This window comes from Stenotrophomonas sp. GQ19, from assembly GCF_059758695.1.
The window spans coordinates 786334-806136 of record NZ_JCAXES010000001.1; the positions used below are offsets into that span (position 1 = coordinate 786334).

A 19803-nucleotide genomic window follows, 5' to 3' on the forward strand; every position below is an offset into this window, starting at 1 on the left:
AGATGACGTCGCGTTGCGCGACGTTTTATTTACACCGATTTAACGCCGCACTAACGTCGGCTACAGCGCCTTACGGCACACCCGGCCACCAGCCACGGCCGGTCATGGCGTACACATCGGCCGCGCGTTCGAACGGGTTACGCGCGCTTACCCCGCCACACACCAGGTACACCGGCAGATACAGCGGGCCCAGCACCAGATACTGGTACACGTGCGCGCGCTCGTGGTCGTGCAGGCCGATCACCGGTTCGGTGCAGTGCCCGGCCTGGTGGGCGTAGGTGCGGCAGGCCACGTCCAGCACCGGGCCGGTGTGCAGGATGACGTTGCCCAGCGTGATCGCCCCGCCCGGCCCCCACGGCCAGTCACGGAACACGATGGCCAGGTCGCGGCGGTTCCAGGACGGGCGCGCGCCGGCCACCATCCCGGCCAGGCCGCCGATCAGACCAATCAGGGTGTTGGGCGCGGTCCACACCGCGCCCAGCCCCTGCAGGACGCGCAGCGCCAGCGGTGGCAGGCTCAATCGGCCTCGTTGGGGATCAGCAGCCACAGGATCAGGTAGACCAGGATGCCCGGGAAGGCCGCCGACAGCACCGAGACCAGCACGAACACCACCCGCACCACGGTGGCACTCCAGCCGAAGCGGTGCGCGATGCCGCCCATCACCCCGGCGATCATGCGGTCGTTGAGCGAGCGCGACAGCGTGCGCGGCGTGGCGTTCATGGCAGCGGTCTCCGGGACTGGAGGGCGGACTGTACCGCGGGCGATGTCTACAAGGTGCGTTGGCGCAGGGCCTTCAGACGCGCGCCAAACCACACCGCGGCGGTCTGCTCGGGCTGGCCCGGGCAGGCAATGCGGTAGGGCTTGCCGCTCATGCTGCTCTGGCTGGCGGCCCGCTCGATGAACTGCTCGGCGGTGTCCACCTTGTCCTTCTTGAGCAGGTAGTCGTACTTGCGCTGCAGGTGTGCGCGCGCCTCGGCGGCGTCATGCCAGCTGCCATTGCGCTGGAAGCGGCAGCTGGAACCATCCAGCGCGCCGATCAGGCCGGCGATCTCGCGGCGGGCGGTGTCGCTCGGGGCGGCCAGCGCCACGCCGGGGGCGATGAGGGCCAGTGCAAGCACTGCGCGGAGGCGATGGGTCATGCGGAACGTTCCTTCAACCAATCCGTGATCGTACCGGGAACCTCGCGCTGGGCGCGGCCGGACACGTAGATGCCGATGTGGCCGCCACGGAAACTGCTTTCGGTGTAGTCGGTGCTGCCGATCCGGCCGCGCAGCGCGCGTGACGCATCCGGCGGCACCAGGTGGTCCTGCTCGGCGTAGATGTTCAGCACCGGCAGGGTGACCTGCGACAGCTGGACGGTGTCTTCGCCGATCTTGATGCCGTCGTGCATCAGGCCGTTGCCCTGGTAGAACTGCTTGATGAAATCACGGAAGGTCTCGCCGGCGAGGTCGGGCGAATCGAAGATCCACTTTTCCATGCGCAGGAAGTCCTGCAGCGCGGCCTTGTCGTCCAGGATGTCGAGCAGGCCGACATACTTCTGCACGTTGAGCCGGAACGGCTTGAGCATCAGGTAGCTGGCATTCATCAGGTCGGCCGGGATGTTGCCCAGCGTGTCCACCAGCAGGTCCACGTCCACCTGCCGCGCCCAGTGCGACAGCATGTTGTCGGGGGTCTGGAAGTCGACCGGGGTGACCATGGTGATCAGGTTGGCCAGCTTGTGCTGGCGCAGCGCGGCGTAGCACAGCGCGAACACCCCGCCCTGGCAGATGCCGAGCATGTTGATCGGGGCGCCCGACTGCGCCTGCAGGTGGTCCACCGCGCCGTCCACGAAGCGCAGCAGGTAGTCCTCGAGCGTCTGGTAGCGCTCGGAGCGGTCCGGGTAGCCCCAGTCCAGCACGTACACGTCGTGGCCGAGCGCGAGCAGGCGCTGCACCAGTGAGCGGTCGGCCTGCAGGTCCACCATGTACGGGCGGTTGACCAGCGCGTAGACGATCAGCAGCGGCGTGCGCTGGACCGGCGCATCGTCGCCGACGAAGCGGTACAGGACGACCTTGCCGTCGCGCCACACTTCCTCGCGCGCGGTGGCGCCGTAGTCCACGTCCTCCACCGACGGCAGCAGGGTCAACCCGTCCAGCAGCTTGCGCTGCATGGCCAGGGTCTCCTGCAGCAGATCCTCGGCGTTGAAGCCCAACGGCCCTTTCATGGCGTGCGCTTCCGCGGCTTGGCGGCGGCCGGTTTCGCCGACGCCTTGGGGGCGGTCTTTTTCACGGGGGACGAGGACGCTTTTTTCGCAGCAGGTTTGGCCGCTTTGGCCGCCTTCTTGACCGGACCGGGCGTGGGCGCTGCATCGCGGCGGGCCGCACGCGGGCGCGACGCCGCTTTCGGTGCCTCAGCCGCTGCCGGCCGGGGCCCGACGCCAGCCGCCATGCGCCGTACCAGCCGCTCCAGGTCGGTGATGCGGCGGTGCGCGGCATCCATTTCGGTGCGGGTGGGCATGCCGATCGCCTCACACACCCGTTCGATCTCGTGCTGGGTCGCCGCGCGCAGGCGCATCTGCGCGTTGCCCAGTTCGGCATACACCTGCTGGAACGGCTCGGACATCGCCACCTTGGCGTACGCCTCTTCGGCGGCCTCGATCCACAGGTCGAACATCGCCCGCGCGCTGGTCAGCTGGTTGCCCGGCTGCTCGTGCTCGGCCAGGCGCTGTTCGAACAGTTTGAACGCATCGTCCAGCGCCTGCTTGATCTGGTCCACGTAGTCGCGCGAGTGCGCCTGATAGTCCTGCTGGGCGCGCAGCAGCGCCTGCCAGCGGGCCTGGTGCTCGCGACCGGGGCCGAACGCCGGGCTCTGCAGCCACGGGCCCAGGTCACGCTGCAGGGTTTCCAGCAGTTTCAACAGGTCCGGGCCGCCGGCCTGGGTATGGCCCCGCGCGCCCTGCAACATCCACTGCAGCAGCCCGTCGCCCTGGCCTTCCACGGCCTGTTTCCAGGCCTGGGCCACATCGGCGCTGCTGGCATCGCGGCCGGCGAACTGCGCGGCCACCTGCTGCATCGTGCCGTACCAGCCACCGGCCTGTTCGCGGAAGCGGTGCACCGCGTCGTCGGCCGGGCTGCTGTTGGCATTGGGCATCATCTGCGCCCACCAGTCGATGGCCTGCTGCCAACTGCCCTGCCCCGCGCCTTGTGCGCCGGGCGCGCCGGGTGGCACGGCGGCGTGGCGCAGGGCATCGCCCCAGGCGCTGAAATACTGGCGCGCCAGGGCTTCGATGTCGCCCGCGTTGCCGCCGCTGCCGGCCGTGCTCATCGGCGGGCTCCAGGCTGCAGGCCGGACAGGATCAGGGGCAATGACAGGGGCAGGTTCATGGCTTGGGAATACGCAGGGTCTTGCTGATCATCAGCGAGCCGGACAGGGCGAACAACAGCACCATCGGGTGCAGCTGCCACGGACCCAGTTGCCACTGGCCCAGCCACAGGTCGTGGCCGATGGCGCCCATGCTGGCGGCCACCGCCAGCACCACCACCAGCGCCAGGCTGGTGGGAATGGGCGTGCCTTCGAAGTACGGCACCTTGTCGCCCTCGCCCGCCAATGCCTCGGCGGTCACGTTGTAGCGCGCCAGTCGGCTGACCCCGCAGCACACGAAATAGCTCAGCACCAGCCAGTCCCAGCCGCCCTGCATGCCGCAGGCGTAGGCCAGCGCGGCCGGGGCCACGCCGAAGGAGATGATGTCCGACAGCGAATCCAGCTCCCGGCCCAGCGTCGAGCTGGACTTGCGCCAGCGCGCGATGCGCCCGTCGAGCGCGTCGAAGATGAAGGCCAGCGGGATCAACGCCATGCCGAACAACAGGTAGCTGCGCTGCCCGTCCTGCAGGAAGCGCATGGCGGCAAACACCGCGCCGGTGCCGCAGAACGCGTTGGCCAGGGTGAACCAGTCCGCCAGGTGGAACTCGCGCAGCATCGAGAAATGACGTTTCATGGGTGATCTGTAGACGGCAATCGCAAGAGAGTACCGCGAGCAGCCCAAACCGTGACAGAGCGGCACGGTCAATGCCTTGGCGACGCCTTCACAGGACAACGACATGCGGTGAATTTTTGGCCACCCATCTTGACAGCGAGAACTGGCGGGGGCTGCCATGGCTTATCCACAAACTTGCGCACCAGTCATCCACACCCCCTGTGGACAACTCTGTCTCAGCCGCCGCGACGCTGGTTATTTATTGATCACCGATGGCCGGTTGACAGCTGCCGCCGGTGTCATCGCCGGCACCGGGCAGTGTCCGAAGCGCTCCGTCCACGGGTATGCTGGTGGGTGGACACGCCGCCGCTACGTCCTGCCCGCCCCTTGCGACAGGAGTTGCCTGCGTGCTTTCACCCGAACATCTTGCTGCCCAGTTGCGCCACCCGCATGGGGACCATGCACTGGCTGTAGCCGAGTCCATGAACCGCAGCAACGGCGCGCTGAACCAGGCGGCCATCGCCCTGCTGGCCGTCGCCGCGCGCGAACAGGTGCTGGAGATCGGCCCAGGCAACGCGGCCTTCGCTGCTGACCTGCTGCGCGCGCCCGGCAGCCGCTACCTGGGTGTTGAGGTGTCGGCGGACATGGTGGATGCCGCGCAGGACCGCCTGACCGCCGCCGACCTGCACGGCCGCGCCGCCGTCCGCCTGGGCGATGTGCATGCGCTGGACCTGGAGGACACCTGCATCGATGCGGCGTTGGCGGTGAACACCGTGTACTTCTGGGAACAGCCCGCGCTGGCGCTGGCTGAACTGGCCCGGGTCCTGCGCCCCGGCGGCCGGCTGTGCCTGGCCTTCGGCGATGCGGCCTTCATGCGCACCCTGCCCTTTACCGCGCATGGGTTCCACCTGCATGAGCTGGCCGACGTGGAGCTGGCCATGCGCAGCAGTGGGCTGCGGGTCTGCGGCTGGCGGGCGCACCGGGAAACCGGTACCAGCAATGACGGGCGCCAGGTGGAGAAGCACTTCCATCTGTTGCTGGCGCGGCGGTGATGGCGCGGCGGTGTTGGCTTGGTTGGGTTGCCGGCCAGCGGCCGGCACTACCCGGTTACAGGCGGGTGTAGGTCCAGGACTGCATGGCGCCGTCGCGGTACGGCATCACCCCGTGGAAGGCGCGCGGGTCGTCGCCGAACACCAGCGGCAGGAAGCTGCGGTCGCCTTCCCACAGTGGCAGGGTGTCCAGCTTGTCCAGGTCCACCCACTCCAGGGTGCCCTCGGGGTTGGAGGTCAGCGGCGTACCGGTGAAATCGTCGATCACGAACACGAACCCGAACCAGTCTTCGCCGTGCTTGCCGAAGCCCGGCCAGCTGATGGTGCCGCGCAGGCGCATGGTGCCGCATTCGATCCCGGCTTCCTCGCGGATCTCGCGGCGCATGCAGGCCGCAGCGTCTTCATCACGCTCCATCTTGCCGCCCAGGCCGTTGTACTTGCCCAGGTGCAGATCGCCCGGGCGGGCGTTGCGGTGGATCATCAGGGCTTGCTTGCCGTCGGGCGAAATCACGTAGCCGAGGGTGGCCATGATCGGGGTATAGGGCATGAGGCAGGGGCTCAACAGGCACAAACCCCGATTATGCGCGATCGGCGCGGCGCGGTTGGCTCAGCCGGCCACGCGGGTGCGCTGGGTGTCGGCCGGGGCCGGCAGCGCATCGCCGTCGCGGCGCAGGGTGGCCACGCCGTGACCGCGCTCGGCCAGGTATTCCAGCCATTTGCCCAGGAAGGTGTTCATGCGCATGCGGTGGCTGATCAACTCGGCCGGCGGCGGGTACATGCCCACCACGTCCTGCCAGCGCCGCCCCACGTAGCAGTGGGTGGTCTCGGCTTGGCGCGCGTCACGGTACAGCCGCACATAGGCCGACGGATCCGGCTGCCCGGTGACCGGGTCGGCGAAATCGTAGGTCAGGCGCAGCTCGACCGTGTAGCGGTGGCACTCAATGACGTCCAGGCGGACGTCCAGCCCATCGCCCACCGACGACACATAGCTGCCGGCCACCAGTTCGGCCGGTGCGAACAGCCGCACCAGGTGCTGGTAGTTTTCCGCGTACAGGCCCATCAGCCAGCTCAGACGGCTGAGCCTGGGGATGCGTTCGATGCGGGGCGTTGCCTGGGCCATGGGGTCGATCCTACACGTTGATCCTTCAACGTGGGGGCGGCCAGGCCCCGGCCAAAGGGGTCAATACAACTCGCGCTGCAGCCCCAGGGTGGTCAGCACCTTGCTGGAAATCTCCTCGATCGAGGTGTGCGTGGTGCTCAGGGTCGGGATGCGCTCCATGCGGAACATGGTCTCGGCCGCAGCCACCTCGCGCTTGCAGGTCTCCAGGTTGGCGTAGCGCGAGTTTGGGCGGCGCTCCTGGCGGATCTGCTGCAGGCGGTCCGGGTCGATGGTCAGGCCGAACAGCTTCTTGCGGTACGGGCGCAGCCGGGGCGGCAGGCGGTCCTGCTCCAGGTCTTCGTCGGTGAGCGGGTAATTGGCCGCGCGCACCCCGTAATGCAGGGCCAGGTAGATGCAGGTGGGGGTCTTGCCGGCCCGCGACACCGCCACCAGGATCACGTCGGCGTCGTCGTAGTTGATGGCAATGCCGTCATCGTGGGTCAGCGCGAAGTTCATCGCATTGATGCGCCGGTGGTAGGTCTCGAAGTCCACCATGCCGTGCGCCTGGCCCACCCGGGAGTGGCGGTTGACCGCCAGTTCGCGCTCCAGGGGCTCGATGAAGGGGGCGAACACGTCCAGCATCAACCCGCCGCTTTCGGCCAGGATGATGCTCAGCCCGCTGTCCACGCAGGAACTGACCACGATCGGCCGGACCTGGTAGCGCTCCCCGGCTGCACGGATCCTTTCACACGCTTCACGGGCCTTTTCCGGATCATCGATGAACGACATCCGGTCGGTAATGAAGCTGAACCCGGAGAACTGGGTCAACAGGCTATGCCCAATGGTTTCAGCGGTGATACCGGTTCCATCGGACACGTAGAACACCGGACGGATCGTCGACATACGGCTTTTACCCCCTACGAAGCTTAAAAAGGCTGTCGATACAAGCTTGTGCCGACAGCGGTCTGCCCGGCATCATATCGGCTTCTTCCTACGGACGTGGCCATCCAAGCCCGCCTCGGGCGATGGCCAAACGGAGCATCGCGCTTGAACGAGAATATCCTGTGGTTGCACGAACTGCGCTTGGCCGATCTGGCCCGCGTAGGCGGCAAGAATTCGTCGCTGGGCGAAATGATCGGCAATCTTGCCGGCCTGGGGGTTTCTGTCCCCGGCGGTTATGCAACCACCGCTGAAGCCTTCAAGGACTTCATCGCGCACAACGATCTGTCCAAGCGCATCTTCGACAAGCTGGCCACGCTGGACGTGGAAGATGTCGCCGCGCTCACCGTAGCGGGCAAGGAAATCCGCGGCTGGGTCATCGACGCCCCGCTGCAGCCGCAGCTGGACCAGGACATCCGCAGCGCCTACAAGAAGCTGTGCGACGAGAACGGCGGCGGCGACGTGGCCGTGGCAGTGCGCTCCTCGGCCACCGCCGAAGATCTGCCCGATGCGTCGTTTGCCGGCCAGCAGGAAACCTTCCTCAACGTCACCGGCGCCGACGATGTCGTGCTCAAGGTCAAGGAAGTGTTCGCCTCGCTGTACAACGACCGCGCCATCGCCTACCGCGTCCACCACGGTTTCAAGCACGAAGACGTGTTCCTGTCCTCGGGCGTGCAGCTGATGGTGCGTTCGGGCGTGGGTTCGTCCGGCGTGCTGTTCACCCTGGACACCGAGTCCGGCTTCCGCGACGTGGTGTTTGTCACCTCCTCGTTCGGCCTGGGCGAAATGGTCGTGCAGGGTGCGGTCAACCCCGACGAGTTCTACGTCTACAAGCCCACCCTGAGCGCCGGCAAGCCGGCGATCCTGCGCCGTTCGCTGGGCAGCAAGGCCATCCGCATGGTGTATTCGGATGTCCCCGGTGAGCGCGTGCGCATCGAAGACACCCCCGCCGAGCAGCGCAACGTCTTCTCGATCAGCGACGAGGACGTGCAGGAACTGTCCAAGCAGGCGCTGGTCATCGAGAAGCACTACGGCCGCCCGATGGATATCGAGTGGGCCAAGGACGGCGTGAGCGGCAAGCTGTTCATCGTGCAGGCGCGCCCAGAGACCGTGAAGTCGCGTGGCCATGCCACCCAGATCGAGCGTTTCGCGCTGAGCCAGAAGGACGGCAAGGTGCTGGCCGAAGGCCGCGCCGTGGGCGCCAAGATCGGTGCCGGTACCGCCCGCGTGGTGAAGTCGCTGGAAGACATGGCCCGCGTGCAGCCCGGCGACGTGCTGATTGCGGACATGACCGACCCCGATTGGGAGCCGGTGATGAAGCGTGCCTCGGCCATCGTGACCAACCGCGGTGGCCGTACCTGCCACGCGGCGATCATCGCTCGTGAGCTGGGCGTGCCGGCCGTGGTCGGCTCGGGCAACGCCACCCAGCTGATCCAGGATGGCCAGCAGGTCACCGTCAGCTGCGCCGAGGGCGACACCGGCTTCATCTATGACGGCATCCTCGCGTTCGAGCGCACCACCACAGACCTGGGCAACATGCCGCCGGCGCCGCTGAAGATCATGATGAACGTGGCCAACCCGGAACGTGCCTTCGACTTCGGCCAGCTGCCGAACGCCGGCATCGGCCTGGCCCGCCTGGAGATGATCATTGCCAGCCACATCGGCATCCATCCCAACGCGCTGCTGGAATACGACCGCCAGGACGCGGCGACCAAGAAGAAGATCGACGAGAAGATCGCCGGTTACGCCGATCCGGTGAGCTTCTATGTCGGCCGTCTGGCCGAAGGCATCGCCACGCTGACCGCGTCGGTTGCGCCGAACCCGGTGATCGTGCGCCTGTCGGACTTCAAGTCCAACGAGTACGCCAACCTGATCGGCGGCAGCAACTACGAGCCGCACGAAGAGAACCCGATGATCGGCTTCCGCGGCGCCAGCCGTTACGTCGACCCGAGCTTCTCGGCCGCCTTCGCGCTGGAATGCCAGGCCGTGCTGCGCGTGCGCAACGAGATGGGCCTGGACAACCTGTGGGTCATGATTCCGTTCGTGCGCACCCTGGAAGAAGGCCGCAAGGTCATCGAGGTGCTCGAACAGAATGGCCTCAAGCAGGGCGAGAACGGCCTGAAGATCATCATGATGTGCGAAGTGCCGTCCAACGCACTGCTCGCCGATGAGTTCCTGGAGATCTTCGACGGCTTCTCGATCGGCTCCAACGACCTGACCCAGCTGACCCTGGGCCTGGACCGCGATTCGTCGATCGTGGCGCACCTGTTCGACGAGCGGAACCCGGCGGTGAAGAAGCTGCTGTCGATGGCGATCAAGTCGGCGCGCGCCAAGGGCAAGTACGTGGGCATCTGCGGGCAGGGCCCGTCCGATCACCCGGACCTGGCCGAATGGCTGATGCAGGAAGGCATCGAGTCGGTGTCGCTGAACCCGGACACCGTGGTCGACACCTGGCTGCGCCTGGCCAAGCTGAAAGCCAAGGGCTGATCCAGCCAGACCGGTAGCAAACAGAACCCCGCGCAAGCGGGGTTTTGTTTTGTGGCCTCCGGTAGAGCCGACCGTTGGTCGGCTGCCGCGCACGGCGCGGCGGATCCTTCCGAATGGTCGCCCCCCGGTAGAGCCGACCGTTGGTCGGATGCCGCGCACGGCGCGGCGGATCCTTCCGAATGGTCACCCCCCGGTAGAGCCGACCATAGGTCGGCTGCCGCGCATCGCGCGGCGGAGCCTGCCGACATGCATGGCGCCGGATCGGAGGGCAGCTGACCAACGGTCAGCTTTACCCCCATGGACGGCGGTTGATTGGTCCATCCGAGTGGATCGTGGGCGGTGTACATCCGCGCCGCATGGACACATCCCGGGTAGAGCCGACCGTTGGTCGGCTGCGGCGTGTCGCGCGGCGGATCCTGCCGATTTGCATGGCGCCGGATCGGAGGGCAGCTGACCAACGGTCAGCTCTACCGAACGGTCAGCTCTACCCGGTGGTCAGCTCTACCCCCGGTTGGGTGCGCGCCTTCAGGCCTCGGCGGTTTCTGCCACCGGGTAATCGGTGAAGCCTTCGGCGCCGCCGCCGAAGAACGTGGCCTTGTCCGGGGTGTTCAACGGCAGGCCCTGGCGCAGGCGCTCGGGCAGGTCGGGGTTGGCGATGAACGGTCGGCCGAAGGCGATCAGGTCGGCCCAGCCCTTGGTCAGCGCCTCTTCGGCGCGTTCAACGGTGTACTTGCCGGCATAGATCAAAGTGCCGCGGTAGAGCATGCGCAGCGCTTCCTTGAAGGCCACCGGCATCACCGGTGCGTCTTCCCAGTCGGCCTCGGCGATGTGCAGGTAGCCCACGCCGATACTGTCCAGCAGGTGTGCGGCGGCCAGGTAGGTCGCCTGCGGGGTGTCGTCCACCGCGCCCTGCAGCGTGGTCAGCGGGGCCAGGCGCACGCCGACGCGCTCGGCACCGATCGCGTCGGCCACCGCCTCGACCACCTCGCGCAGGAAGCGCAGCCGGTTCTGCAGCGGGCCACCGTAGGCGTCGGTACGCTGGTTGGCCTGCGAGTCGATGAACTGGTTGATCAGGTAGCCGTTGGCGCCATGCAGTTCGATGCCGTCGAACCCGGCGGCGATCGCGTTGCGTGCTGCCTGCGCGTAGTCGCGCACGATGCCGGGGATTTCCTCGATCGCCAGCGCGCGCGGCATCGCGTGCTGCACCATCTCGCCCACGCCGCCCTGCGGGCCCCTGCCCTGCGGATCGACGAACACCTTGACGCCCTCGGCCTGCAACGCCGAGGAGGACACCGGCGCGCCGCCGTCGGGCTGCAGCGCGGTATGCGACACGCGGCCGACGTGCCAGAGCTGGGCCACGATGCGGCCGCCAGCGGCGTGCACCGCATCGGTCACGCCGCGCCAGCCGGCGATCTGCGCATCATCGTGGATGCCCGGGGTCCAGGCGTAGCCCTGGCCCTGCTGGCTGATCTGGGTGCCTTCGCTGACGATCAGGCCAGCCGACGCACGCTGCGCGTAGTAGTCGGCCATCAACGGGGTGGCGACATTGCCATCGGCCGCGCGCGAGCGGGTCATCGGCGGCATCACGATACGGTTGGGCAGCGTCAGCGCGCCCAGGCGGTAGGGGGTGAACAACATGGAACAGCATCCTTCGAAACAGGTCTGCCCGAAGGATGGGGGCTGGCAGGCGGCTGCAACAGCGCGACCACGGCAAAACAGTTGTGCCCCCAGCGCAACGATCCGCCCGTGGCCCGGCGTGGCGGCCTCAGCCGCGCTGGCCGGCCAGCATCGAATAGGCCGCACGCACCGTTTCATACCCGTAGGTGCGCTCCAGCCGGCGCACGATGAAGTGGCCGCGCGCCATGTCCTGGTAGTAGTCGGTGAACATGGTGTTGAGCGTGGCGCCGGTGACCGCGCCGATGATCGGCACGGCCTGCGCGGCGAACTTCTCGGTGACCACCACGCCAAAGCGCGCGGCCACCTTCTCCACGATCTTGGCCAACCACTTCCCGGCCTCCTTTGGGGTCAGGCCGATCATCACCCCGCCCCCGCTGGCGGCGCGCCCGGCCAGTTCGGCCGACAGGTGCCGCATCACTTCGGCGGTGAAGCCACGGGTGATGTAGTAGCCGGTCTCGCTGGCATCGTCGCCAGTGGCATTGCCGCCCAGCGCGAACACCTCCAGGCAGGCGTGCCGGGTGCTGAGGTCGCGCAGGTCGAAGCCTTCGCTGCGTGCCACGTCGGCCACCGACCGCATCATGATGGTGGTGGAGACCGGCAGTTCGATGAACAACGAGGTGAAGCCGAACGCCCCGCCGACCGCGCCGCTGGTGGCGGCCGCGAGCTTGTGCCAACGCGTGGACGCCGCCTTGCCGGGGGTGTTGTCCATGCTCCACAACGCCGCCTGGGCGGATTTGAACAGGGCGGCCTCGACCGCCCCGTGGATCCGCTTGGACACCACGTTCGGCAGCTTCTTCACCGCGAACTCCAGCGGTGAGCCGATCAGGTTGGCCATCTTGGCGGTGATCGTCGGCGACTCCAGCAGCGTGACGGCACGCTGCAGGTCGGCCCAATCCTGCGAAGTGGGCAGGATCTGCGTGTCCAGCGGGGGTGGCATGCGGGAGATGGCGTTCATGGCCCGGATCATAGCGCCGGGCGGTTGAACGGAATGTGCGTCCCGCGTCAGGCCGTTGCGGTCAGCCCGGCAGGCCCGACAGCGCGCCCATGAACTGGCGATAGTGGCGCAGTTCGGCGATCGAGTCGTGCACGTCGCTCAGCGCGGTATGGCTGGCGGTCTTGGTCAGCCCGGCCGCCACGCTCGGCGCCCAGCGCTTGGCCAGTTCCTTCACCGTGGACACGTCCAGGTTGCGGTAGTGGAAGTACTTCTCCAGCCGCGGCATCTCACGGTGCAGGAAGCGGCGGTCCTGGCAGATCGAGTTGCCGCACATCGGCGAGGCACCGGCCTTGATCCACTGCGCCAGGAAATTCACCGTCTGCGCTTCGGCCTGGCCGAGGGTGACTTGGCTGTCGACCACGCGCTGCCACAGGCCGGAGCGGCGGTGCTGGGTGCGGTTCCATTCGTCCATCGCTTCCAGGCGCTCGACCGGATGGTGAATGGCGAACTCGGGGCCTTCGGCAAGGACGTTCAACTGCGCATCGGTGACCACGGTGGCGATCTCGATGATCGCGTCGTTGTCGGTATCCAGACCGGTCATTTCCAGGTCGATCCAGATCAATCGTTCGCCTTCTGCGCCGTTGTCAGCCATGTCTACGCCTTGTGCAGGGGACGGCGCCGCAGCGCCGGCCAGGATGAGAATGGCCGATATGATACCGCCCCCGCGTCATCACCCCGTCGCGGACAGTGCCGGTTATTCCAGCAGCAGCGGCGGCTTGCCGCGTTTGGCGCGGAAGTAGTTGGTCAACCGGGTGCTGGCGTCCTTGGCCAGCACGCCGCCATGAATCTCGACCCGGTGGTTGTGGCGCGCGTCGCCCAGCAGGTCGAACACGCTGCCGCAGGCGCCGGTCTTGGGATCGCTGGCGGCATACACCACGCGTGCCACGCGCGCATGCACGATCGCCATGGCGCACATCGCGCACGGCTCCAACGTCACATACAGCGTGCTGCCCACCAGCCGGTGGTTGCTGATCGCCCTGCCCGCCTTGCGCATTGCCACGATCTCGGCATGCGCGCTGGGGTCGTGGTCGGCGATGTTGAGGTTCCAGCCTTCGCCCAGCAGTTGGCCGTCGGCGCCGACCAGCAACGCACCCACCGGAATCTCGTTGAACTCGCGTTCGGCACGCTCGGCCAGGGCCAGCGCGTGGCGCATCCAGTGCTCGTCCTGGTCGTGCACCGGCACGCCCAGCGGCGGCGGCGCGGGCAGGTACTCAACCATGGCCGTTGGCCTTGCGCACGAACGCCTCGAACGCGGCCAGGGTCGCTTCGCTCACATGATGCTCGATGCCTTCGGCATCGCGTCGCGCCGAATCGGCGTCCACGCCCAGTGCCAGCAGAAACTTCTCCACGGTCTGGTGGCGCGCGCGCATCTCCACCGCCAGCGCCTCGCCGGCCGGGGTCAGGAACACGCCCCGATACGGCCGCTGCACCGCCCAGCCCTCCTTGACCAACCGCTTCAGCGCCTTGGCCACGGTCGGCTGCGCCACGCCCAGGCGGGTGGCGATATCCACCTGGCGGGCCTCGCGGCCGTCGGCGATCAGGTCGGCGATGAGCTCCACGTAGTCTTCCACCAGCTCCGAGCGGCGCGCTTCGCGCACCTGCACGAAGCCCTCCGCATGCGCTTCGGCGGCAAGCAACGGGGATTTCCTGGACAGGGAGGCTGGCGGCATGGGCGCGCGGATCCAAGGCGGCCGACAACGGCAATGGGGCCATTCTACGCGTTGGGGGGTGATACGGCAGCGGCGCTGGGCTGGCGGCGCGACACCGTCAGCGAACCTGCACGGTGCGATACTTCGCGGCCATCGGTTGACCTGCCCACGCCACCATGTCCGATCTTGCGCCCCTGCCCAGCCTGCCCCTTGGCCACTACCGCCATTTCAAGGGCGGCAACTACGACGTGCTGGGCGTGGTGCGCCACAGCGAAACGCTGGAGCCGCTGGTGCTGTACCGCCCGCGCGATGCGGACGTGGGCCTGTGGGTACGCCCGTTCGCCATGTTCTGCGCGGAGGTGGAGGTGGACGGCGTGCGCCGCCTGCGCTTTGCCCGGGTCGACGCCGACAGCTGAGCCTGCGTGGCCTCAGCGCTCCACCCGGCTCAACGCTTCGATGCGCTTGGCGGTGTCGTGCAACGCTGACGTTGGCGCCGCGCTGGCGGCGATCCGTGCCGCCTGTTCGGCGACCGCCGCCAACGCGGCACGCACGGTCTGTGGCGCCTGGCCGTCGATGGTGCCCTGCGCGTCCTCCAGCTCCAGCTGCGCGCCGATCCATGCGGCCAGCACTTCGAAGCACCGCACGCTTACCGCATCCAGCTGCGAGGGGTTGGGGTCCAACGCACACAGGGTGCCGAACAGGCTGCCGTCACGCCGGAACATCGGCACCGACAGATAGCTTTCAAAGCCGTACATCGCCGGCGTGGGATGGGTGGAGAACACCGGGTCGGCACTGGCGTGGTCGAACTGCACCGTGTGATGGTGCTGGCGGATCTCGTCGCAGATGGTGGTTTCCAGCACCAGGTCTTGCCCGGGTTGCAGCCCGAAGCCCAGCAGGTCGTGCACGGCGCACGCCGTCCAGCGTTCGGCGGTGACCCGCGCGACCGCAACGAAGCGCATGCCGGTCAGGCGGCTGGCCAGTTCCAGCAGGGCCGGCAGCGCCGGTAGTTCCAACAATGCGGCGACATCGGCGAGGCGCGGATCGTGCGACACCAGGATGGGCGCCAACGGCGGGGCCGTCAGTGCGAGGTCGTCCACCGGATTTTCGAGCGCGGCCATGCGCGCAGAGAGCACCTTGGCCGTGACCAGGTCGAACAGTTCGCGCACGGCGGCCGACAACCCGCGTCCATCCCGGATATCCCCGACGAAGTGGATGCCCTGCCCCACCAGGCGCAGCTGTTCGACGCCGTGGTCCAGCCGCAATGCCGGCCAGGCCAGGCGATCCAGGACCCGCATCCAGTCATCGGCCGGGGTGGTGTCGAGCAAGGCACTGACAATCACCCGCGACGGGGCCGGCCCGTCCTGCCGGCCAGGCAGGTCAAAGCCGACCACACTGGGGAAGCCGGAGCCTGTGTGCATTGCGTTCCTCGATGGGGCGGCGTGGGCCCCGTGCAGGCGTACCCGCCACATCGGGGGTACAGGGAATGAATTGTCGCACGATCCCGCGAGACAGCCCGTGCGGCGCTTCACGTTTGTGCTGCGGGCGCCTGCGTTGCCCGGCGGCGCATCACAGCATCCTACCCGGCGGCACGACAGAACCGGGGTATTGCTGCGCCGCAGCAGTACAATGCCCCGCTCCCCGTTGCAACGCATCCGCCACCGCACCCGCATGAGCCTTTCGATTGCCCCCCTGGCCGCGCGCCTGTCCCCGCGCGAGCGCACGTTCATCCTGCTGGCCCTGTCGCTGGGTGGCTTCGCCATCGGCACCAGTGAGTTCGCCAGCATGGGCCTGATGCTGGAAATCAGCCGCGGCCTGTCGATCAGCGAAACCCAGGTGGGCCACCTGATCAGCGCCTACGCCATCGGCGTTGTGGTGGGTGCACCGGTGCTGGCTTTCGCCGGCGCCGGCTATGCCCGGCGCACGTTGCTGCTGGGGCTGATGGGCTTCTACGCGGTGGGCAACCTGGCCAGCGCGCTGGCCCCCAACTACAGCACCATGCTGGTGGCCCGGTTCGTGGCCGGCCTGCCGCACGGCGCCTACTTCGGCGTGGCGATGCTGGTGGCCGCGGCCATCAGCCCGCCCGCACAGCGCGGCGCAGCCATGTCCAAGGTGCTGCTGGGCCTGTCGGTGGCGATCCTGGTGGGCAACCCGCTCACCACCTGGCTGGGCCAGCAGTTCAGCTGGCGCACCGCCTTCGCGCTGGTCAGCGTGCTGGCCATCGCCACCGTGGTGATGATTGCGCGCTACCTGCTGCCCGATCCCGATGAAGTGCGCACCTCGCCGATGCGCGAACTGCGCGCGTTCAACCGCACCCAGGTGTGGCTGGCGCTGGCGATCGGTTCGGTGGGGTTTGCCGGCATGTTCTGCGTGTTCACCTACCTGGCGCCCACGCTGGTCCAGGTAACCGGCCTGGCCGAATCCTGGATGCCGCTGGCAGTGGGCATCTTCGGCATCGGCGCGATCATCGGCAACGTGGCCGGTGGCTGGCTGGTGGACCGCTTCCACTTCCGTGCCGCTGCACTGGTGCTGGTGTGGTCGATCGTGGTGCTGCTGGCGTACCCGTTGGCGGCGCAGTCGGTGTGGAGCATTTTCCCGATGATCATCGCCGTGGGCACCATGGGCGCGCTGGCCGCGGTGCTGCAGACCCGCTTGATGGACGTGGCCGGCGAAGCACAGACGCTGGCCGCCGCATCCAACCATGCCGCGTTCAACACCGCCAATGCACTGGGCCCGTGGTTCGGTGGCATGGCCATCGGCGCCGGTTTCAGCCCGGCCACTACCGGGTACGTCGGTGCGGCAACGGCACTGGGCGGCCTGCTGTTGTGGGGCGTTGCGGTGCTGGTGGACCGGCGTTCGCGCAGCGCGGTGGCCTGCGAGGGGTGAGCGCCGGGCTGCGCAACCGCAAGGCGCCCGGGTAAACTCCCGGGCCCTTCGAACATGGATGGTGCAATGAACACGGCTACGCCACCGGCCAACGCGCCCAAGGACCACATGGCGTTCGCGGTGATCAGCATCATCTGCGGATTTCCGCCGTTCGGCATCGTCGCCACGATCCACGCCAACCGCGTGGCCTCGCATCGGTTGGCCGGCAACATGGCCTTGGCCACCACCGCCTCGCGCAAGGCACTGCGCTGGTCGATCGCCTCGCTGGTCGCCATTCCCCTGCTGGGCGTGGTGCTGATCGGGTATGGTCTGCTGCTTCGCGTAGTGGGTTGAGGCGTTGGCGGCATGACGCAGTACTGGGGTCCCTCGGCGCAGGGCCAACGCATCACACAGTCGCCCGCGTGGCGGCTGCAGCTGGGCGCAGCGCAGATCACGCTGGAGGTTGACGGGCATCTGCACCGGGCGCCGCTGCGTACCACGTCGATAACATTCAAGCGCGGCCTGTTCTGGACCGGGCTGACCCTGTTTGCCGACGATGCAACGGTGCACGTGGACGGGCTGCCCAATGCGCAGCTGGGCCCGCTGCAGGCCGCGTTGGCGCAGCGCCTGGAACCCGATGCTGCCGACCACCCGGTGCAGACCATGCGCGAGGCGCTGGTGGTGATTGGCGAGTGGCTCGACGAGGCCGATGCCGCGTTGGCGCAGGCCGACCGTCAGCAGCGCTGGTTCACCACCGAACACCAACACGCGCTGCTGCAGCGACGCCCGGCGCTGGCGCTGGATGACGAGGGGTTGTGGGCGGTGTTCGATGATCCGGACCTGCGCAGCCAGTTGCCCGGCGACGCATCGCAGATCGAAGACGACCTCAACCGCTGGTGCGGCGACTGGCCTGCCGCCTGGAAGGCCCGCAACGCAACGCACATGCAACGCGAGCGCGCGGTGGCGGCATCCCTGCTGGACCGGGTGGAGCAGCGCCCGCTGACCGACGAGCAGCTGCAGGCGGTGCTGTGCTTCGACAGCCGCGTGCTGGTGGTGGCCGCCGCAGGATCGGGCAAGACCGCCACGATGGTGGCCAAGGCCGCCTATGCGGTGGACCGTGGGCTGGTGGCCGCCGAGCAGATCGTGATGCTGGCCTTCAACAAGGATGCCGCCAACGAGCTGCAGCAGCGCGCCGACCAGGCCTTCCAGCGGCTGGGGATGGACGCCGAGGGCGTGCAGGCGCGCACGTTCCACGCGCTGGGCCGGCAGATCATCGGCCAGGCCACCGGGCGTTTCCCGAACGTGCCGGACTGGGCGGTGGACGCCGGCCAAGGGCTGGAGCGGCTCGCCGACCTGGTGGACCAGCTCAAGGACCGCTCGCATGCGTTCCGGACCCAGTGGGACCTGTTCCGGCTGGTGTTCGGGCGCGACCTGGTCACGCAGGGCAGCGCGCCCATCGCCGATGGGTGGGAGGCCGACGGACGCGGCTATGTGCACACCCTCAACGGCGAGCGGGTGCAGGACATTGAGGCCTGCCTGATTGCCGACTGGCTGTTCTACAACGGGGTCGGCTACCGCTACGAGCGCGGCGACCACTTCGACCCCGGCACCGATCGCCACGTGGCCGGTGCCGCGAGCTTCCACTACACCGGCACCCCGCTGCGGCATGAACACCGCAGTGGCGCGCCTGAGGCAACCGCACGCGACCGCGCCGACACGCTGCATACCGATTCGGCCGCCTTGCGCAGCGGCGCGCTGTTCGAGCTGCTCGGCCAAGCGCTGGCCAGGCACGGGGTACTGCTTGACCCCAACCCCGACCGCGCACTGCCCGAGAGTGGCGCACGGCCCATGCCCGACACCGAACTGATCGCGCTGGTGCGCACCTTCATCAGCCACGCCAAAAGCAACGGGCTGACGGTGGAGGACATGGCGCAGCGCCTGCGTGCCCTGCCCGAGGACCAGTTCAAGCACCGCCATCGCCTGTTCCTGGCGCTGGCCGCGCCGATCCTGCAGGGCTGGGACGACGCGCTGGCCGCCGAGCACGCGATCGACTTCGAGGACATGCTCAACCAGGCCGCCGAGCTGCTCGAGCAGGGCCGCTATGCCTCGCCCTACCAGCTGGTGATGGCCGATGAATTCCAGGACGCCTCGCGCGCCCGTGTGCGCCTGTGCCGCGCACTGGTGCAGGCGCCGGGCCGGCACCTGTTCGCGGTGGGCGACGACTGGCAATCGATCAACCGCTTCGCCGGCGCCGATGTGTCGGTGATGACCGGTTTCGTCGACTGGTTCGGGCACGGCCAGGTGCTGAAGCTGGAGCAGACCTTCCGCTGCCCGCAGGCGCTGTGCGATGTGTCCAGCCGCTTCATCAGCCGGAACCCGGCGCAGATCGACAAGCAGGTGCGGTCGCAGACCGCCGCGCAGGGGCCGGCACTGCTGGCCTTCCAGGTGGCCAACCGCGACCAGCTGCGCGATGCCGTGGGCCAGTACCTGCAGCAGCTGCAGCGCCAGCTGCTCAGTGGCGAGCGCGCGCCGGGGCGCAGCGGCAAGTTGTCGGTGTTCGTGCTGGGCCGGTACAACGCCGACCGCGCGTTCGTGCCGCCCGATTGGCAGGCACGGTTCGGCCCGCAGCTGGAGGTGCGCTTCCTGACCGCGCACCGTGCCAAGGGCGCCGAGGCGGACGTGGTGATCCTGCCGGCCATGCTGGAGCGCAGCTTCCCCAACACCCGCGCCGACGACCCGGTGCTGGCGCTGGCCATGCCCCACGCCGACACCTGGCCGCTGGGCGAGGAGCGCCGCCTGTTCTACGTGGCGCTGACCCGTGCGCGGCGCACGGTGGCGATGTTCAGCGTGCGTGGCAGGCGCTCGGCGTTCCTCACCGAACTGGTGCAGGACGGCGCCGTGCAGGTGACATCGCTCGATGGCAAGCGCATCCAGGAACAGCCCTGCCCGGCCTGCGATGGCGGGGTGATCGTGCAGCGCAGTGGTGCCTACGGCAGCTTCCAGTCGTGCTCGGGCTACCCGCGGTGCCAGTACAAGCCGCGCCAGCCGGCCGTGCACGCCACGCATTGATGGGCCTCCGGCCGGATGCGGCGCCG

Annotated in this window: 21 protein-coding genes; 6 read left to right on the plus strand and 15 right to left on the minus strand. The window is 68.2% G+C overall.

All coding sequences use genetic code 11. The features are described 5' to 3' along the window. Positions 1-70 precede the first annotated feature (70 nt). From AC6CHL_RS03350 to AC6CHL_RS03375, 6 genes are read right to left on the minus strand one after another with little or no spacing between them, the layout of a single operon-like run. A complete protein-coding gene (locus AC6CHL_RS03350) occupies positions 71-520 on the minus strand; it encodes a hypothetical protein (RefSeq protein WP_051598793.1) in 450 nt (149 codons plus the stop codon). Further along, complete coding sequence (locus AC6CHL_RS03355; protein WP_038687873.1) at positions 517-720, minus strand: PspC domain-containing protein; 204 nt, start codon at positions 718-720, stop codon at positions 517-519. Before AC6CHL_RS03355 ends, AC6CHL_RS03350 begins: the two co-directional genes overlap by 4 nt. 47 nt (positions 721-767) lie before the next feature. Then, entirely contained in the window at positions 768-1139 is a 372-nt protein-coding gene (locus tag AC6CHL_RS03360; RefSeq protein WP_038687871.1) for a YfeK family protein, read from the minus strand. Next, positions 1136-2203 carry a class III poly(R)-hydroxyalkanoic acid synthase subunit PhaC gene (phaC, locus tag AC6CHL_RS03365; protein ID WP_498293352.1) on the minus strand — a complete coding sequence of 356 codons (1068 nt, stop codon included), beginning with the start codon at positions 2201-2203 and terminating at the stop codon, positions 1136-1138. Before phaC ends, AC6CHL_RS03360 begins: the two co-directional genes overlap by 4 nt. Beyond that, the gene (gene phaE / locus AC6CHL_RS03370; protein WP_498293353.1) at positions 2200-3303 is read right to left on the minus strand and encodes a class III poly(R)-hydroxyalkanoic acid synthase subunit PhaE; all 1104 of its coding nucleotides are present in this window, start codon (positions 3301-3303) and stop codon (positions 2200-2202) included. Before phaE ends, phaC begins: the two co-directional genes overlap by 4 nt. A 55-nt stretch (positions 3304-3358) precedes the next feature. Then, positions 3359-3973: a CDP-alcohol phosphatidyltransferase family protein gene (locus tag AC6CHL_RS03375; protein ID WP_354284266.1), complete on the minus strand. Its 615-nt coding sequence runs from the start codon at positions 3971-3973 to the stop codon at positions 3359-3361. A gap of 323 nt (positions 3974-4296) precedes the next feature. Between AC6CHL_RS03375 and AC6CHL_RS03380 the strand changes: the two genes are divergently transcribed. Continuing rightward, complete coding sequence (locus AC6CHL_RS03380) at positions 4297-5004, plus strand: class I SAM-dependent methyltransferase (RefSeq protein WP_498293354.1); 708 nt, start codon at positions 4297-4299, stop codon at positions 5002-5004. Positions 5005-5059: 55 nt separating this feature from the next. Here the strand turns inward: AC6CHL_RS03380 and AC6CHL_RS03385 are convergent, their stop codons facing one another. The 3 genes from AC6CHL_RS03385 to ppsR are packed head-to-tail and all read right to left on the minus strand — an operon-like array spanning position 5060 to position 7003. Beyond that, a complete protein-coding gene (locus tag AC6CHL_RS03385) occupies positions 5060-5548 on the minus strand; it encodes an NUDIX hydrolase (protein WP_038687861.1) in 489 nt (162 codons plus the stop codon). Between the two features lie 60 nt (positions 5549-5608). After that, positions 5609-6121, minus strand: a complete 513-nt coding sequence (locus AC6CHL_RS03390) for a DUF1249 domain-containing protein (protein ID WP_038687859.1) — start codon at positions 6119-6121, stop codon at positions 5609-5611. A 60-nt stretch (positions 6122-6181) separates the two neighbouring features. Next, a complete protein-coding gene (gene ppsR, locus AC6CHL_RS03395) occupies positions 6182-7003 on the minus strand; it encodes a posphoenolpyruvate synthetase regulatory kinase/phosphorylase PpsR (protein ID WP_038687857.1) in 822 nt (273 codons plus the stop codon). A gap of 144 nt (positions 7004-7147) precedes the next feature. Between ppsR and ppsA the strand changes: the two genes are divergently transcribed. Beyond that, positions 7148-9526, plus strand: a complete 2379-nt coding sequence (ppsA, locus tag AC6CHL_RS03400; RefSeq protein ID WP_498293356.1) for a phosphoenolpyruvate synthase — start codon at positions 7148-7150, stop codon at positions 9524-9526. Between the two features lie 525 nt (positions 9527-10051). On the opposite strand, the gene AC6CHL_RS03405 is transcribed toward ppsA, so the two are convergent. From AC6CHL_RS03405 to mntR, 5 genes are all read right to left on the minus strand, one after another. Then, complete coding sequence (locus tag AC6CHL_RS03405; protein ID WP_498293358.1) at positions 10052-11164, minus strand: alkene reductase; 1113 nt, start codon at positions 11162-11164, stop codon at positions 10052-10054. A 127-nt stretch (positions 11165-11291) separates the two neighbouring features. Further along, entirely contained in the window at positions 11292-12158 is an 867-nt protein-coding gene (locus tag AC6CHL_RS03410; RefSeq protein ID WP_258317334.1) for an EcsC family protein, read from the minus strand. A 61-nt stretch (positions 12159-12219) separates the two neighbouring features. Next, positions 12220-12789, minus strand: a complete 570-nt coding sequence (gene orn, locus AC6CHL_RS03415) for an oligoribonuclease (RefSeq protein ID WP_038687851.1) — start codon at positions 12787-12789, stop codon at positions 12220-12222. Positions 12790-12891: 102 nt separating this feature from the next. Next, complete coding sequence (gene tadA, locus AC6CHL_RS03420) at positions 12892-13416, minus strand: tRNA adenosine(34) deaminase TadA (RefSeq protein WP_038692092.1); 525 nt, start codon at positions 13414-13416, stop codon at positions 12892-12894. Further along, positions 13409-13867, minus strand: coding sequence for a manganese-binding transcriptional regulator MntR (gene mntR, locus AC6CHL_RS03425; protein WP_038687850.1), 459 nt, complete (start codon positions 13865-13867; stop codon positions 13409-13411). Before mntR ends, tadA begins: the two co-directional genes overlap by 8 nt. 155 nt (positions 13868-14022) lie before the next feature. Between mntR and AC6CHL_RS03430 the strand changes: the two genes are divergently transcribed. Next, positions 14023-14262 (plus strand): DUF1653 domain-containing protein, encoded by a 240-nt coding sequence (locus tag AC6CHL_RS03430; RefSeq protein WP_498293360.1) that lies wholly within the window; start codon positions 14023-14025, stop codon positions 14260-14262. A 12-nt stretch (positions 14263-14274) separates the two neighbouring features. On the opposite strand, the gene AC6CHL_RS03435 is transcribed toward AC6CHL_RS03430, so the two are convergent. Further along, positions 14275-15264, minus strand: coding sequence for a GAF domain-containing protein (locus tag AC6CHL_RS03435; protein WP_498293362.1), 990 nt, complete (start codon positions 15262-15264; stop codon positions 14275-14277). A 250-nt stretch (positions 15265-15514) separates the two neighbouring features. Here AC6CHL_RS03435 and AC6CHL_RS03440 point away from each other — a divergent pair, with 250 nt between their 5' ends. The 3 genes from AC6CHL_RS03440 to AC6CHL_RS03450 all read left to right on the plus strand — a co-directional run bounded on the left by AC6CHL_RS03440 (position 15515) and on the right by AC6CHL_RS03450 (position 19777). Further along, the gene (locus AC6CHL_RS03440) at positions 15515-16729 is read left to right on the plus strand and encodes an MFS transporter (RefSeq protein ID WP_038687844.1); all 1215 of its coding nucleotides are present in this window, start codon (positions 15515-15517) and stop codon (positions 16727-16729) included. Between the two features lie 66 nt (positions 16730-16795). Further along, on the plus strand, positions 16796-17062 hold the full coding sequence (locus AC6CHL_RS03445; RefSeq protein ID WP_498293363.1) for a CD225/dispanin family protein: 267 nt from the start codon (positions 16796-16798) through the stop codon (positions 17060-17062). Positions 17063-17074: 12 nt separating this feature from the next. Then, positions 17075-19777, plus strand: coding sequence for a UvrD-helicase domain-containing protein (locus AC6CHL_RS03450; RefSeq protein WP_498293364.1), 2703 nt, complete (start codon positions 17075-17077; stop codon positions 19775-19777). Positions 19778-19803: the final 26 nt, after the last annotated feature.